9 protein-coding genes, 5 pseudogenes and 1 other annotated feature are annotated in these 15,558 nt (G+C 62.8%); of the genes and pseudogenes, 8 read left to right on the forward strand and 6 right to left on the reverse strand.

Translation table 11 applies throughout. The annotated features are described in order from the left end of the window. Positions 1-42 precede the first annotated feature (42 nt). From ltrA to G6N48_RS28995, 3 genes are all read right to left on the reverse strand, one after another. On the reverse strand, positions 43-1,830 hold the full coding sequence (ltrA, locus tag G6N48_RS23665) for a group II intron reverse transcriptase/maturase (protein ID WP_046186391.1): 1,788 nt from the start codon (positions 1,828-1,830) through the stop codon (positions 43-45). A gap of 712 nt (positions 1,831-2,542) precedes the next feature. Next, positions 2,543-3,781 carry an IS110 family RNA-guided transposase gene (locus G6N48_RS23670; RefSeq protein WP_085271241.1) on the reverse strand — a complete coding sequence of 413 codons (1,239 nt, stop codon included), beginning with the start codon at positions 3,779-3,781 and terminating at the stop codon, positions 2,543-2,545. Positions 3,782-4,113: 332 nt separating this feature from the next. Continuing rightward, on the reverse strand, positions 4,114-4,437 hold the full coding sequence (locus tag G6N48_RS28995) for a hypothetical protein (RefSeq protein WP_007172237.1): 324 nt from the start codon (positions 4,435-4,437) through the stop codon (positions 4,114-4,116). Positions 4,438-4,574: 137 nt separating this feature from the next. On the opposite strand from G6N48_RS28995, the gene G6N48_RS23680 reads away from it, so the two are divergent. The 6 genes and pseudogenes from G6N48_RS23680 to G6N48_RS29060 all read left to right on the forward strand — a co-directional run bounded on the left by G6N48_RS23680 (position 4,575) and on the right by G6N48_RS29060 (position 11,827). After that, positions 4,575-5,465 (forward strand): metal-dependent hydrolase, encoded by an 891-nt coding sequence (locus G6N48_RS23680; protein ID WP_172975555.1) that lies wholly within the window; start codon positions 4,575-4,577, stop codon positions 5,463-5,465. A gap of 46 nt (positions 5,466-5,511) precedes the next feature. Beyond that, positions 5,512-7,077: a flavin-containing monooxygenase gene (locus tag G6N48_RS23685; RefSeq protein WP_007172240.1), complete on the forward strand. Its 1,566-nt coding sequence runs from the start codon at positions 5,512-5,514 to the stop codon at positions 7,075-7,077. Positions 7,078-7,239: 162 nt separating this feature from the next. After that, positions 7,240-7,446: pseudogene (locus tag G6N48_RS23690) on the forward strand (transposase); the annotation flags it as partial. Between the two features lie 369 nt (positions 7,447-7,815). Beyond that, a pseudogene (locus G6N48_RS23695) lies at positions 7,816-8,694 on the forward strand (IS110 family transposase); the annotation flags it as partial. 54 nt (positions 8,695-8,748) lie between these two features. After that, a protein-coding gene (locus G6N48_RS23700; protein WP_087588774.1) for an IS3 family transposase occupies positions 8,749-10,007 on the forward strand; the annotation gives its coding sequence in 2 pieces (ribosomal slippage) (positions 8,749-9,052 and positions 9,052-10,007; 1,260 coding nt in all). After that, positions 9,048-9,179 (forward strand) — a sequence feature (AL1L pseudoknot). (Overlaps the previous gene by 132 nt.) 479 nt (positions 10,008-10,486) lie before the next feature. Continuing rightward, positions 10,487-11,827: pseudogene (locus tag G6N48_RS29060) on the forward strand (IS256 family transposase). Positions 11,828-12,179: 352 nt separating this feature from the next. Here the strand turns inward: G6N48_RS29060 and G6N48_RS23715 are convergent. Beyond that, positions 12,180-12,629, reverse strand: a complete 450-nt coding sequence (locus tag G6N48_RS23715; protein ID WP_007172254.1) for an SRPBCC family protein — start codon at positions 12,627-12,629, stop codon at positions 12,180-12,182. Between the two features lie 315 nt (positions 12,630-12,944). On the opposite strand from G6N48_RS23715, the gene G6N48_RS23720 reads away from it, so the two are divergent. Next, on the forward strand, positions 12,945-13,646 hold the full coding sequence (locus G6N48_RS23720; RefSeq protein ID WP_033721584.1) for a TetR/AcrR family transcriptional regulator: 702 nt from the start codon (positions 12,945-12,947) through the stop codon (positions 13,644-13,646). Between the two features lie 146 nt (positions 13,647-13,792). On the opposite strand, the gene G6N48_RS29005 is transcribed toward G6N48_RS23720, so the two are convergent. Together G6N48_RS29005 and G6N48_RS29010 are read right to left on the reverse strand one after the other, a co-directional pair. Beyond that, the gene (locus tag G6N48_RS29005) at positions 13,793-14,110 is read right to left on the reverse strand and encodes a hypothetical protein (protein ID WP_367870059.1); all 318 of its coding nucleotides are present in this window, start codon (positions 14,108-14,110) and stop codon (positions 13,793-13,795) included. A gap of 82 nt (positions 14,111-14,192) precedes the next feature. Further along, positions 14,193-14,606 (reverse strand): annotated as a pseudogene (locus G6N48_RS29010) (transposase); the annotation flags it as partial. Between the two features lie 57 nt (positions 14,607-14,663). Between G6N48_RS29010 and G6N48_RS23730 the strand changes: the two are divergent. Further along, positions 14,664-15,544: pseudogene (locus tag G6N48_RS23730) on the forward strand (DDE-type integrase/transposase/recombinase); the annotation flags it as partial. Between the last annotated feature and the right edge of the window lie 14 nt (positions 15,545-15,558).

Genomic DNA, 15,558 nt, shown 5'->3' on the forward strand with positions numbered 1-15,558 from the left:
CCCCCCTCAGAACCGTACGTGCCAGTCGTCCCGGCATACGGCTCAAGCAAGCCCCGAGGACGTTGCGGGAACTGCGTAATTCGTTGGGCTCCCGCGCAACTTAGCCCGAAGGCTGCGATGGCAGGAGGCGTGTACCAGGTGGGTCTCGTCCAACCGGGCCAGCCGCCCGTGGTGGGTGAGATGCTCGGCGGCGATGGCTCGCTTGACAACTCCTAACCACCACCGTTCCCATTCGGAGGGCGACTGCGGGGGTTGATCGACGGTCAACAAATGATCGCCACACAGCGGGCACCGTCCGTCCTGCTTGGCGAGCAGGCGCAGGTTGTAGCTGTCCAGCGCGGGTTTGACCTTGCGCCGTCGTTCGGCCCAGTAGCTGGCCAATTCCGGGGCGTCGGGAGACGCCCGGCCCGCGACTAGCGTGTGTCGGACGATGTGAGTCCAGGAGAATTTGACCAGACACGCGATGTTTTCACGGCGGTCATCCAACGGCCGTTCGGGATCGCCGAACACCCACTGATCGTTCCTGAACTTGTTGAACCGACCCCAGTGGCGGCGTGCGATCCACTTTTTCGGCTTCTTCGGATGCGGTCGGCGCGCCCGCCCGGAGGTGAGCCGCCACATATAGTGGTCCAGCGAGCTGAAAACCTTGCTGGACACCGCACCTCGATAGTAGGCGGACCATCCCCGGATAATCGGGTTCATCCGGGCGATCACCGCCCTGGCGTTGGAGCCGCGCAGCCTGCGCATCTCCTCGGCCAACCGTTTGCGGATACGCTCGATCGCCTCCGGGCTCGGCTTGATCAACAACTTGCCCGGCCGTCTACCGTGGCGGTAGCAGCGGATGTTGAATCCGAGGAAGCTGAATCCCTCTTCGAGGTGGACGATGCGCGTCTTATCCTCGTTGAAGACCAGACCCCTCGGAGCCAGCCACCGGGCAAGCTGCGCCTTGACGTGTTCGGCCTGCTCACGTGAATGGCAGCAGGCGACCATATCGTCGGCATATCTCACCAGAACCGGGTTGCCCGCTATCGCCGCGCCGGCGTAAACACCGGTCGAACTGCGGTAACGAACTCCCGCGGCCTCCTCCAGGCCATGCAGTGCCACGTTCATCAGCAACGGGCTGATCACCCCGCCCTGCGGAGAACCCTCCTCGGTCGGCGCGAACCCGCCGTTCTCGATCACCCCGGCTTTCAGCCACTTTCGGATCATTTCCTTGGCCGGGAACGACCCCAGCTTGTCGAGTAGCCGAGGATGGTCGATTCTGTCGAACGCGGCCGACAAATCGGCGTCCAGAATCCATGCCCGTTGGGCTCGTGGCCCTTTGAGCGTGAGGAAAAGGGACTGGATCGCATCGGCACAGCTACGGCCCGGGCGAAACCCGTAGGAACGGGCCTCGAACCGAGCCTCCCACTCGGGCTCCAGCGCGTTGCGTACCCGCGCCTGATGACAGCGGTCCATCACCACGGGGATACCGAGCGGACGCTGATTTCCGTTGGCCTTCGGAATATACACACGCCGAACCGGCAAGGGCTCCCACGACGACCGCGAATCATGCACTCGCACCGCAATATTCGCTCTCGCCTCGGGCGACAGGGCAACCTCCCCATCGATCCCGGCCGTTCGACGCCCAGCATTGCGCTGAGTCACCTGTCGCACACTGACCAACGTGTTCGACCAGGAACCCAGCATCAGTTTCTGCAGCGACCGGACCGAGGCCCAGTCCTGCTCCCGCGTCGCCTTGAAGATCCTGCGCCGCAACCTCGCTACGTTTTCCTCATGGACACGCCAATCCACGACGGTCCAATCGAAAACGCCCTCCGGTCCGTTCACCTCTACGGTGTCCAACTTGCCCTTCCGGTTCGCAAGGCCCTCGGTCTCGGTATTTCAAAGGCTCACCTGCCCACGTCAGCGCCCTTTCGAGCCCAGCCACCACGCTGGTATCCGACCGGTTCCCCATGATCGCCGCCCAGGAGGAGCGGCGGCACCACGACCACAGGTCCCGCTGCCTTTCGGCCATCGGCATTCGCTTCTTGAGCATCCTGTTCCCGCCGAGGGATTCCGCCCCTCTCACGATCGGCCTACCGGCCCGAAGGCCGGACCCGACGGGGTTTCCACGTTCCGCGCATACGAGATACGGCCGGGGAGGGCGCCCTCTATACCCCGAGACCAGCGGTGTTCGCACGACCGGCCTGTGGCCTCCGGTCGCCGCTTGCCGCCACTGCCAGCGGCCGGGTCCTATCACCCGGGTTCTCAACCCGTCTTCCCGGGCTTCAAATAACGAGGCGTCATCAAGGGTTCATTCGCATTCGCCCGTCCGGCCTTCCCTCGCCCGGTCGTTCCCCCAGACGGAACGGGGGCCCTTGGGCTTCTTCCCTGAGCTTCGCACGCCCACGGGCAGGACCCGTCGACGCACGTCAGGGCGGGGATCGGTCACGAACACCAACCGAGAACTACGCGACCGGCATCGCCGACCTCCACTCCACGAGCTCACTCACATGCGCGACATCGCGTCGCACCCACAGACCTCCGATCTTGTTAACAGTCAAGCGGCGGCTCGTGTGGGGTGCGTCGGGGGTGGTCGGTATGCCTTGATTGGGTCGTAGGTTTGGCTGGTTTGCAGGCAGTGGTAGAGCTGGCCGAGCATGCGGTTGTAGAGGTGGCGCAGGGCTGCGGGGTGGCGGTCGCCGTGGTCGCGGCGTGTCAGGTAGTGAGCGCGGGTGGGTCCTTCGCAGCCGGCCGCGATGAACGCCCAGACGAATCCGACGGCGGCAAGTCGGTTGTTCTTCACGTGCCGGTGAGTGATGCGGATGCTGGGCCCAGAGGCTTTGGTGACGGGCGCCGACCCGGCGAACGCCTTCAATGCTCGGGCGTCGGCGAATCGTGTTCGGTCGTCGCCGATTTCGGCGAGCAGGCGGGCACCGGTAAGGTCGCCGACCCCCACAAATGAGGTGATGATCCTGTGGTCGGCGTGCTGGGCAAAGGTGGCGGCGGTGGCCTCGCCCAGCCGGTCGACGTTGGCGCACTCAGCGTCGAGGGTGGCCAGCAATGCGACTGCTTGGATACCGAAGGCGTCTTCGACCGGGGCGGGGTGTCGCAGCTGCGGCAGCCGCAGCTGCTGGTGGATTGTCGCCGCGAGCGTGGTCAGGCCGCGTTGGCGTCCGGCGCGGCGCAGGGCGGCGGTGATCTGCGGCTTTGACAGCCGCGCCGCCTTGGCCGGGGTGGCAGCGATGGCGAGCACCGCACGAGCTTCGGGTGCGGTGATTCCGCCGGGACGGTCGGCGAAGGCGTGCAGGAAACCCGGGAAATATTCCCGCAGCAGCGACCGCAGTTCGTTGCCGGCCCGGTTACGCCGCCAGGTGGCGTCCTGGTGGGCACGGGCCAGCACGGTGATCGATTGCGCCAGTTCGGTGTCGGCGGGTAACCGACGATGCTGGTCGATGTCGGTACGCAGGATGTTGGCCAGCGTGACCGCATCGCCGTGGTCAGACTTCTTGCCCGACATCGACGTCCGTTCCCGATAGCGGGCCACCGACATCGGGTTGATCGGGTAGATCGGTCGACCGCTGGCCCGCAACACGGCGACCAGCAACCCGCGCGGGGTCTCGATCGCGACCGGGATCGGATCCTCAGGGTCGTCGTCGGCATCGGCCAGCATGGCGGTCAGTTCGGCGAATCCGGCGACCGACTCGGGGATGCGCCGTCTGGCGACCAGCCGACCGTCGGCATCCACCAGCGCGACGTCATGATGATCCTGGGCCCAGTCGATCCCACACGTGACCATGGACAAATTTACCTCCTTGGTTGTCGAAATGTGTTGGGTGCGTGACCCTTTGTGAGAACGCGCGGCGCCCTAATAGCAAGGCTCTGATGGCCTGACCTCCGATTGAGCCGTTCGCGACCCCAGCAACCCGCACGACCCCCAGTCTTTGTCAGAGCTCAACGGCTCCCCGTCGATGAGGTGTCGATCGTGCAGGCGGGCTCGAACCACGTTCCCCACCCCAACCCCTTCCGAGGAGCAGCCGGTCACGACACGCCGACCTCGCCGTTCTCCCGGCAGGTCTAGCCGACCCCGGTATCGGTCAGGCGTTCCGTCGACACTCGCTGGCCGACCGCTCACTCGGAAGGTCGCAGAGCAGCCGGCGTTCCCGCCTGTGGAAGGGGGTCTAGCCCCGAGTTCTGATCAGGAATCGTCCAGTGCCCTACAAAGCTATTAGGTTCCTGATCATTGCTCCACCGCAGCGCCGTCGGGCGGGTATCACGCTGTCTGGCCAGGCGGTCAAATTCGAGGACCAGGTCCTCGCCGGTGATGCCGCGCGCCACCCGACCGTCGACGCATTTGCGGGTGTGTTCGTCGATGATCGAGACGATCTTTGATCTGGCGGCGGTCAGTGGTGCCATCGAAATGGAAGTCAACAGCCACACCCGCTTCAGGCGCATCTGCGTACCCCGGGCATGGCGCTTTCTGCGCCCGCGTCTCCCCAAGCGAGCGAGCGGGACATTTGACTTGTAGCACCACGTCTACACCCGATACTATCGGTATCCGAAACTGGATGTTCGAGGAAGGGCAGCCTGTCATGGTCGACGGAGACATAGGACAAGGGGCAGTGACCACTGCAAGTGCGGCAAGTGTGGGGTCTCGGTATCCGAGAACCCGGCGGATACGTTTCCCCTTTGGCGAGGGCAGCAAGTATTTCTTCGATGACGACATCATCTTCAGCCACCTGTGGGCGAACTTGTCGGGGTCGTTCCCGCCGGGGGAGGAGTTGTTCATTCGGTCGGTGCGCCGGTTTGCCGATGAGATCGCCGATCCTGGGTTGAAGAAGCGGGTGGCCGGGTTTATCGGTCAGGAATCGGTGCATGGCCAGCAGCATCGGGCGCTCAATGACAAGCTCGTTGACATGGGGTATCCGATTGGGTGGTGGGATTCCGAAAAGTTTGTTGATTGGGTGAAACGCATCGAGGAGGTGCTGCCGGCCCGGATTCCGCTGGCGGTGACAGCAGCCGCAGAACACTTCACCGCGATACTTGCTGAGCGGCTGCTCGGCGATGAGGACTTCCGGGCGATCCCGGGTGATGCGGAGGTGTGGAATCTCCTGAAGTGGCATGCGCTGGAGGAACTTGAGCACAAGTCGGTTGCCTTTGACGTATTCCGCTCGGTGGGGGGTACCGAGCGGGTGCGTCGACGTGTGATGGCGGTAATGATCCCCCTTCTGCTCCTCCTCATGAGTGGCACGCTGGCGTATTCGGTGGCGCGGGATCCCGAAGCGTGCCGTCAGCCAGTGCGACTGGTGCGTGAGACCTATCGGGTCTACCGCGGTCCGATATTTCGGGGTTTGATCCCAGAGCTCAGGCAATACTTGCGACCGGGATTTCATCCCGACGACATCGACACCAACGCGTTGCTCGAGCAATGGCAGGAGGAACTCTTCGGCACCAAGGGGGCCCTGGTCGGCTACCTGAAGTGAACCGAATTTCACCGAGACCGTCGCCAAGAAGGGAGCAAGCAGTTTTATGTCCGAATCCTTTGACGTTGTGATTGTGGGTGCGGGTATTTCCGGTATCAGCGCTGCCTGGCATCTGCAGGAGCGCTGTCCCAACAAGAGTTATGTAGTTCTAGAGCGCAGAGCTGATCTGGGTGGTACATGGGACCTGTTCAAGTATCCGGGCATCCGATCGGACTCCGACATGTGCACCTTCGGGTTCCGTTTCAAGCCGTGGCACTCGCCGCGCTTTACCGTTGATGGCGCCACGATCAAGGATTATCTCTGGGAAGCTGCCGCCGAGAGCGGCATCGACAACCACATCCGGTTTGGTAGCCAGGTATTGTCTGCGGACTGGTCGGACGCCGACAGGCGCTGGACGATCAAGGTGGCTGGGGACCGCCAAAAGACGACCGAGATCACGGCCGCGTTCCTGTTTGCGTGCAGCGGCTACTACGACTACGACCAGGGGTATCGTCCAGAATTCCGGGGCGAGAAGGATTTCGAAGGAATTATTGTTCACCCGCAGAACTGGCCCGAAGACCTCGATTATGCGGGTAAGAACGTCATCGTCATCGGCAGCGGTGCTACCGCAGTGACCCTTATTCCGTCCCTCGTGGATTCAGGCGCTGGCCAGGTAACGATGCTGCAGCGTTCACCGACTTACATCGGATCGCTGCCAAACATCGACCCCATTGCCGTGCAGCTCATCAAGTGGTTACCGACAAGGAGCGCGGACTTCGTCAACCGCTGGAAGAACATCCTGTTAGCTGTGGCGCAGTACAGACTGGCGCGTCGCTTTCCCCGTTCCATGCGAAAAGCGCTGATCGCTTGGGCTAAGCACCAGCTGCCCGCAGGCTATGACGTGGATAAGCATTTCGGGCCGAAGTACAACCCGTGGGATGAACGGATATGCCTGGCCCCTAACGGCGACCTTTTTAAGGCCATTCGGGACGGCAAGGCCGATGTAGTCACCGATACTATCGACCACATCACCAGGACCGGGATCAAGCTTTCCTCGGGTCAGGAGTTGACGGCCGACATCATTGTCGCCGCGACCGGTTTGAACATGCGGCTGTTCGGCGGCGCCAAGATTACCCGTAACGGCCAGGTCGTCGACGTCGCGAAGTCGATGACCTATAAGGCCATGATGCTATCCGACGTCCCGAGCATGGCGTTCACTATCGGTTACATCAACGCGTCCTGGACACTGAAAGCAGACCTGGTGTCTGAATACGTCTGTCGCTTACTCAACTACATGGATGCGCACGGCTACGACACCGTCGTAGCTCCCCACCCTGGCGAGGATGTCGAGGAACTGCCGTTCACGGATTTTGCGCCCGGCTACTTCCAACGCGCGATGGATCAACTCCCTAAGTCTGGATCCCGCGGTCCATGGAAAGCAAAGCAGAATTACCTCTTCGATGTCCGTCAAATACGCCGCGGCAAGATCGATGACGGTCTGCGCTTCACGACCAAAGCATCCCGGCCGGCAACTCTGCCGGCCTCGACATCACACCAAAGCACTTCCGAAATGGCTTCTGGCTCAAACCGAGGAAACGGTGAGCACCGCACAAATCCGCTCATCGCCGGATAATCCAACGGGGACTGTCTCGGTGAGTCCGGAGACTTTCTGATGTGAGAGCTCAGCTGGCGGCTGCTCTCTCGCGTTGAGCGTAATAGGCGGCCTCGAGTTCGGCTGGCGGAACATCGCCGCAGTATTCATACAGGCGGCGGTGGTTGAACCAGTCGATCCGCCGTGCGGTGGCCAGCTCGTTCGACCACCACGCCTCCACCTGAGGGGCTGTTGGCGCAGATGACCAAGGCGGTGCTCCAACGCGCTTTGGATGTCGAGATCGCTGATCACCTGGGCTATGAGTACGGCGATCCGGCTGGTTATGGCTCGGGCAACTCCCGCAACGGGCGCGGCCGCAAAACCGTGCTCACCACGGCCGGAGCGGTCGACCCGACTTTATCAAACTAGCTTCTCGGGCGCGCTTCGCTCTCACCGTGGTGATCGAAAATTCCGCGAGCCAGTTGCGGTTCCGAACGGGGCCTGCGCTGGGTTCAGCGTCCAGGCGGCCGACGGTTCATGCTGGAAGGTGTTTCGGTTGACCCCGGTTGCACTATGTTGCCTGTGAGCCCGCAAATTAGCCTGAGGGTGGAGAGCCCCCCATCCACGGGGACCGTGGAATGTTGCCGTCGAGCACGAGTGTCAGAATTCTGTTTCATCCCGCTCTCCTGTCAACGGCGACACGGGGTCAGTTTTCAGACGACGCCGACATCTCCCCGGAACACGCCCCTTTGTCAATCCTGTTGGGAGGCGGTGAGTTCGATGGATGTGGTGCACCCGCGGTGCGCGGGAATCGATTGCTCGAAGAAAGACGCGAAGGTCTGTGTGCGGATTCAGGGCCATGGACGCAGAGGAGCGTCGTCGACAGTGACGACATGGGGTGCCATGACATCACAGATCCTGGCGTTGCGTGAGCATCTTATCGCGCAGAAGGTCACGTGTGTGGTGATCGAGTCCACCAGCGACTACTGGAAACCGTTCTACTACCTGCTCGACGATGAGCTGAACATGATGCTGATCAATGCGTCGCGGGTGCGCAATGTGCCCGGCCGCAAGACCGATGTGTCTGATGCTGCGTGGCTGGCCGATCTCGGGGCTCACGGGCTGGTGACGGCGTCGTTGGTGCCGCCGCCGCCGATTCGTGTCGGCGGCAAGTGAATACTGACCAGTGCTTGCCGACTCCTGATCAGTTTTCGATTGCCGTTGACAATTCGCGCGCTGCGGGATCTGACCCACGCACGCACGCACATCACCCGGGAATGCTCGCGCGAGGTAATGCGGTTGGAGAAGCTGCTCGAAGACGCCGGGATCAAACTCACCTCGGTGGCCACCGACATCACCGGAGTGTCCGGACGAGCGATGCTCGAGGCGCTGATCGCCGGCCAGAACGATCCAGCCATGATTGCCGATCTGGCCAAGCGGACGCTGCGCCGCAAGATCCCGGCGTTGACCGAGGCGTTGATCGGCCGGTTCAGTGAGCATCACGCGTTTATGTCCCGGTTGTTCCTTGACCGCATCGATGCTCACACCGCCGATATCGGTCGCCTCGATGAGCGCATCGAGGAAGCGATGGCGCCCTTTCGCCTCACCCGGGAACTGCTGATGAGCATTCCGGGATTCTCCGGCAAGACTGCCGAGGTGTGAATCGCCCTGGAAATCCCGGAGGCTCCTGACCTTGGAAACGAGGATGCAGGTATGCCGAAGGAACAGTCGTCTGGGAAGCCCACGGCGCGTCGTTACAGCCCGGAGGAGAAGGCCGCTGCAGTGCGGATGGTGCGGGCACTGCGTGCCGAGTTGGGCACCGAGCAGGGAACGGTGTCACGGGTAGCCCGCCAGCTCGGCTACGGGGTCGAGTCGGTGCGCTCCTGGGTGCGTCAGGCCGATATCGACGACGGGTATGCACCTGGGGTGTCCACTGCGGAGTCACAGCGGGTCAAAGAGCTCGAGCAAGAGATACGAGAACTGAAGCGGGCCAACGAGATTCTGAAACGAGCGGCCAGTTTCTTCGGCGCGGAGCTCGACCGCCAACACAAGAAGTAGTCGACTTCATCGACACCCACCGTGGGGAATTCGGGGTCGAGCCCATCTGCACCGTCCTGCGCACCGCAGGGGTGTCGGTGGCCCCGAGTACTTACTACGACACCAAGGCACGGCCGCTGTCGGCACGGGCCCGTCGAGACGCCGAGCTGGCGCCCGCCCTGGTGGCGCTGTGGGACAACTACCGGGTCTACGGCGCCCGCAAGCTGTGGAAAGCCGCCCGCCGTGCCGGCCACGACGTCGGGCGAGACCAGGTCGCCCGACTGATGCGCGCAGCCGGCATCCAAGGAGCGCGGCGCGGCAAACGGGTCCGCACCACCAAACCCGACCTGACAGCGCCTCGCCACCCCGATCTGGTCAAGCGGAAGTTCACGGCGACTACGCCGAACCAACTGTGGGTCACGGATCTAACATTCGTGCCGACCTGGGCTGGGGTGGCGTATGTGTGCTTCATCGTCGATGCCTACTCCCGGATGATCGTGGGCTGGCGGGTGGCCTCCCACATGCGCACAACCATGGTGCTCGACGCGATCGAGATGGCCCGCTGGTCACGTGGAAACACATTGCCGGGCTTGACATGTCACTCCGATGCCGGGTCCCAGTTCACTTCCATCCGCTACGGTGAACGTCTCGCCGAGGTCGGTGCGGTGCCCTCGATCGGCACCATCGGGGACAGCTACGACAACGCTCTGGCCGAGACCGTCAACGGTTACTACAAGGCCGAGCTGATCTACGGGCCGGCTCACACCGGGCCCTGGAAGACCGTCGAGGACGTCGAGCTGGCGACCCTGGCCTGGGTGTACTGGCACAACACCAGCCGCCTACACAGCTACCTCGCCGACGTTCCTCCGACCGAGTTCGAAGCCACCTTCTACGATGCACAACGGACCGACCAACCCCTGATCGGAATCCAATAACCCGAGCCTCCGACAGAACCAGGGCGATTCATCACGCAGCTCCGGCGGATACCTCCTCAATGAACCACCTGACATGACTCCAACCTTCCCAAGAAGTGGAGTCTCCGGACATGCCGGGGCGATTCAGTGTGGAGCTCTTAAAGGCCATGGCCTGCATTCCAGACGGTCGCGACGAACGCTATAGTTATTGGCCATGAGATTAGATTCGATTCGCCGTTCGGGCGTTGTAGTGCTTGTCTTGGCCACGGCCTCGGTAGCAATGGTCGTGGAGGCGCTGGGGTGGCGCCGTTACCTTGTGCTGGGCACGGCCACACTAGCACTTGTCGTCAAGGCGGCGGGAGGGCGGCGTCGCCTCGGCGTCCGGCGCAGTCTGGGAAGAAAAGGCAAACGAACGGTCGCGTCCTAAAGCCGGTGTAAATGGGCCGGGCATAGGTTCTGCTTCGAGACCTACCAAGTCATCGAAGAAAGGACCTATGCCCGTGCCTGCACGAGTATCGCCGACTGATCGTGTTCGCGCCAAGATCGACGAGCTGTTCGCATCCGATCGTGAGCTGCCCGAGATTCTGGAGGAGGTGGCCCGGCTCGGCGCACAGTTGCTGATGCAGGCCGCGCTGGAGGCCGAGGTGACCGAGTTCCTCGGCCGTGACCGCTACCAACGCGCCGCGGCCGCGCCGGATGCGCAGCCCCGGGGCGCGCAATGGTTATCGGCCAGCGACGGTCAAGACCACCGTCGGCCCAGTCACCCTGGAGCGGCCCAAGCTGCGCGGCACGACCGCCGCGTTCGTCTCACGCCTGTTCGGCAAGCACGTCACCAAAACCAATGCGCTGGAATCGCTGGTGATCGCCTCGTTCGTGCGCGGACTGTCGGTGCGTGATGTCGAGGCCACCCTTGCCGATGCGCTCGGTGATCAGGCCGCGATCTCGAAATCGACTGTCTCGCAGGTATGCCAAGCGATAAAAACCGAGTACAACACCTGGGCGCGGCGCCCCTGGGCGATGTCGTGCTCGATTAGCTGTTCCTGGATGCCTCCTTCTTCCGGATGCATCCCGGCTCGCCGGCCGAGCCGATCCTGGCCGCGTGGGGCGTCACCACCGCCGGCAAGCCCGTCTTTGTTGGCCTGGCCCCCGGCGTGGTGGAGTCGACCGAGGCCTGGGCCGATTTCCTGACCGATCTCACCGACCGTGGGCTAGCGTGCCCGCTGCTGGTCATCTCCGACGGTGCCCGCGGCCTGATCGCCGCGATCGAGCAGGTCTTCCCGACCGCGCTGCGGCAACGCTGCCTGATCCAGCGGTTACGCAACGTGCTGGCCAAGATCCCGGCCGGGATGCAGGCCGAGATCCGCGACGGCTACTGGGCCTGCTTCGACACTGAGGACCTCAAAACCGAGCCCGGTCCGCGGCTGGTCGAACTGGTCGACGCCCGGCTGACCGCGTTCGCTACCCGCTACACGACCACCTACCCGGCAGCGATGAAGATCATGCTGACCGAGCGCGAGGGCCTGACCGCCTATCTGCGGTTCCCGCCCGAACATCATCACCGCATCCGCCACTCGAACTTCATCGAACGCACCTTCGGAGAAACCCGCCGCCGCGCAAAGGTTATCGGCCGCTTCCCTGGCGAGACCAGTTGTAACAGCATCGCCTGGGCCGTGCTCGACCGCGCATCCCGCGGCTGGCGCGGACTCACCATGACCCCCGCCGGGCTGCGCCAGCTCCAAGACCTGCGCCGCAGCCTGCTGCAACCACCCCGGCAACTGTGGCCCCAGCACACCCCGGACTTCGCTAGCAGCACCACCGAAACCGTCAGCGCCACCGCGTAGCATCACTCACCGAAGCCAGAACCTCCGCAGGCCGATTTACACCGGATTCCGGACGCCACCCAAACGAACTAGTGCCCTGAGTCATTAATTTTGGTGCAGTAGTTGCCGACGATGCTGATCAAGATTTGGTCGACGGTCTTGGTCCAGACGTATGGGGGCCCTCGTTCCGGGTTTCGACTACTGCGGTGATCGCCGCCCACTGCGAGGGGTACTGCGGATGCACCTCAGCGACCATGCGCACTGCACGCTCACGAAGCTCGTCGGGATACTTGCTCGGGCGTGCCATAACTCGAATCCTCCCAAGATCGGGAGTCTCCGGAAACGCCGGGACGGCTCAGTGTGTGGGAGCTGTTCAGCAGGTGCGTAGACATTGCCGACGCAGTGCTCGTTCAGTGTGTCGGATACCTGAACCAAGCAACGGCTCGATAGCGCGCTGGAGGACTTTGCCCGCGAGCCCACCGGGGAACTTGTAGTCGGCAGTTATGTCAACGCGGGTCACTGCTGATCCCATCGGCGTCGTGGCAACGGCTGCCAAGGCAACTATGCCGTTGTTGGTCACCAAGGCCTCTGTGATGCGCCGGCACGGCTCCCACTCGGTGATGCGACTCGTTCCGGTCATCGCGATTGGGCCGATCTTGCCGGTTCCTCGAAATTCGGCGCCGACCCCGTCTGATAGTTCGCCGATTGGCGTAATGGTGCGCAACCCAAAGACCCACTCCGGCATCCGGCGGTAGTCGACAGCGTAGTCGAAAACCGCCTCAGCCGGCAATTCTAGAGTGCCAGACGCGAACACCATCGTCATGCGCCACCAGCCCAGGCCAAAGACTCCGCCGTGGCATCGCCTACAGAATGATCCCTGCAGTCAGTGCGCATGGGTTGATGGTGGCATCACCGTCACAACCCGTCAATAGAATTGGATTTCGAATCTCCCTCGTGGTGGGTCGGCCGGCCGCTACGATGAATCGCGTTCATGATGGTGAAGACGGATCGTCACGCGCGGCGCGACGTTCAGGCGCTTCCAGGCGGGCACCGAGAGGCTCAACGCGTGAGGAGTTGCCTGACGCACCGTTGGCTTGTGCAGTAGCTTTAGCTTTTAGATTAGAATTTCGGGGTGTCGATGAACCTGGGTGCCGTGGGGCGGCTGCTACCGGAGTTGACCGGAGATGCCCGAGCCGATCGTTGGCGCGAGCATCGAGCTGCTGTGCGGGCGGAGCTGATAGAAGCGACGCTTCGCGCGATCGACGAGTATGGGCCTGACCTGTCCATCGACGATGTCGTAAAGACCGCGGGGATCCCCAGGCCCAAGCTGTATCGATTCTTCGCGGATAAGGACGCCTTATTCGCCGCGGTCGGCCAGCGGGTGCAGGAGATGATCATCGAGCAAGTCGTGCCGCAGTTTGATGCCGCCACCACGGCGCTGGAGCTGGTCAGCTCCGCGGTGGCCGCTTACGTCGGGCTCGTGGATAAGCGGCCTAATCTTTTTCGTTTCCTGGTGAATTCCCACTTCAGGGACGGGCGTTCGCCCGCGGATTTGATCGAGGGCGGCAGGCCGCTCTCGGACGCCACGGTGGATGTTTGGTCAGCCGCTATCGAGGCGCGTGGTGGCGAGGGCGCCAACTTTGAATATGTTGTGGATGCTGCTCTGGGAGCGGTGGGACTTGGTGTGCTGCGCTGGCTGAATTCCCCGACCGTCAGCAAGGATGCCCTTGTCGAAGAGTTGACCGCTTTTTTGTGGGGCGCCTTTTCGGCAATTGCGGAAGTGCGTGGGGTGCACCTCACTCCTGACACGAAGCTAGAGTCATCGGCCGAGGCAAATTAAGCGGTCGCTTTCCCAGTTCGGGCGGCTGGCGGCGCCGACATGCTGAACCTGCCCTGAACCGTAGAGGCATACACTACGAGGAGTGGATGTGCCGGAGACACGGATCGGGAGTGGAGATATCGTCAAGACCTGTGGATCGGTGAGTTTCAGGCGACCTGCGATCCGACGGTTTGAGGCTCAGCTGCCGACGGTTCGGGTGTGATGTCGATAGGCCGTTCGAGCGGCTTGCCCTTGTGGAAGACGGCGCTGGCACGGACGAGGGCGACCAAGTGTGGTGCGTTGACCGCGCGCCAGCGGGCCTGGGCGGCCTCGATTAGCTTGTAGGCCATCGCCAGCCAGGCCGCGCGGGAGCCCGGCCCTTTGGTGACTTTGGTCCTCAAACGTACTGTCGCAAAGGTACTTTCGATCGGATTTGTGGTGCGAAGGTGGATCCAATGCTCGGCGGGATACCGGTAGAACTCCAAAAACACCTCGGCGTCGTCGACGATCTTGGGCGACCGCTTTGGGGTATTTGGCGCCGTAGTCGATCTCGAACGCTTTGATCGCGAGCTGGGCTTTGTCGATATCCTCGGCGTTGTAGATCTCCTTCATCGCCGCGACTGCACCCTGGGTGCACCGATTTCGGCAGTGCGGCAAGAATATTGGCCTGCTTATGCCACCAGCAGCGCTACTCTCGAATATCCGGGAACACCTCCCGCACGCCTTGCAGAAGCCCAGGGCGCCGTCGCCGACCGCGAGCACCGCTGCGGTCATGGCGCGGCGGCGGCAATCGCGCAGCAAATCAGCCCAGAACTCAGTCGATCCCCGGAAGCCGTCAGCCAGCCCGACGAGCTCCATGCGGCCATCAGCACGGACCCTCGGCACGGGCGCGGGGCTCTCGGTTCCCAACCAGCGCGCCAACGCGATGACCGATGCCCACGTTTCCATGACAACTGTTTTGGACCGTGAAAGAGTTGGCATGCGCGTTCAACCGCCCCGGCATGTCTGGAGACTCCATTTCTTGGAAAGGATGGAGTCATGTCAGGTGGTTTGTCGAGGAGGTACCAGCCAGAGCTGCGGGAGCGGGCGGTGCGGATGGACGCGGAGATCAGCGATCAGCACGATTCGGAGTGGGCAGCGACCAGTGAGATCGCCGGGCTACTTGGTGTTGGCACGGCCGAGGCGGTGCGCAAGTGGGTGCGCCAGGCTCAGATCGATGCGGCGCACGCGGGGATCACGACCGAAGAGTCCTCCGAGCTAAAACGACTGCGGCGAGAGAACGCCGAATTCGGAAGGACCAATGCGATTTTCAAGACGGCGTCGGCTTTCTCCGCGGCCGAGCTCGACCTGCCAACACACTAATCACCCAGTTCATCGCCGATCATCACGGTCACCGCGATGGCCCTGATGGTTTGCGGTGGGGTGTCGAGTCGATCTGCACACAGCTGACCGAGCTGGGTATGCCGATCGCCCCATCGACCTATTACGACCACATCAACCGCGAGCCCAGCCGCCGCGAACGCCGTGACGACGAACTCAAAGAACAGATCAGCCGGCTCTACGCCGCCAACTACGGCGTGTACGGTGCCCACAAGGTGTGGCTGGCGCTCAACCGCGAGGGCACTCCAGTGGCCAGATGCACCGTCGAGCAGGGTTTGCCTACGTCGCTTTCGCCACCGACGCCTACGCGCGGCGGGATGCTGGGCTGGCGGGTCGCTTCCACGATGGCCACCTCGATGGTCCTCGATGCGATCGAGCAAGCCATCTAGAACCGTCAACAAGAAGGTGTACTGATCTCAAAGACGTTGTCCACCAGACGGATCGGGGATCGCAGTCAATACACCTCGATCAGGTTCAGCGAACGGCACGCAGAAGCGGGCATCCAGTCCTCGGTCCGAGCGGTCGGCAGCTCCTATGACTGTGAGAATGTTGG

It is taken from the genome of Mycobacterium parmense (assembly GCF_010730575.1).
GTDB classification, from domain to species: domain Bacteria; phylum Actinomycetota; class Actinomycetes; order Mycobacteriales; family Mycobacteriaceae; genus Mycobacterium; species Mycobacterium parmense.

What these genes read in the sequence shown, in the direction of transcription:
- G6N48_RS23670 (WP_085271241.1), bottom strand. Translation starts at nt 3,781, where the DNA reads ATGGTCACGTGTGGGATCGACTGGGCCCAGGATCATCATGACGTCGCG.
- G6N48_RS28995 (WP_007172237.1), bottom strand. Translation starts at nt 4,437, where the DNA reads ATGCGCCTGAAGCGGGTGTGGCTGTTGACTTCCATTTCGATGGCACCA.
- G6N48_RS23680 (WP_172975555.1), top strand. Translation starts at nt 4,575, where the DNA reads ATGGTCGACGGAGACATAGGACAAGGGGCAGTGACCACTGCAAGTGCG.
- G6N48_RS23685 (WP_007172240.1), top strand. Translation starts at nt 5,512, where the DNA reads ATGTCCGAATCCTTTGACGTTGTGATTGTGGGTGCGGGTATTTCCGGT.
- G6N48_RS23715 (WP_007172254.1), bottom strand. Translation starts at nt 12,629, where the DNA reads ATGACGATGGTGTTCGCGTCTGGCACTCTAGAATTGCCGGCTGAGGCG.
- G6N48_RS23720 (WP_033721584.1), top strand. Translation starts at nt 12,945, where the DNA reads ATGAACCTGGGTGCCGTGGGGCGGCTGCTACCGGAGTTGACCGGAGAT.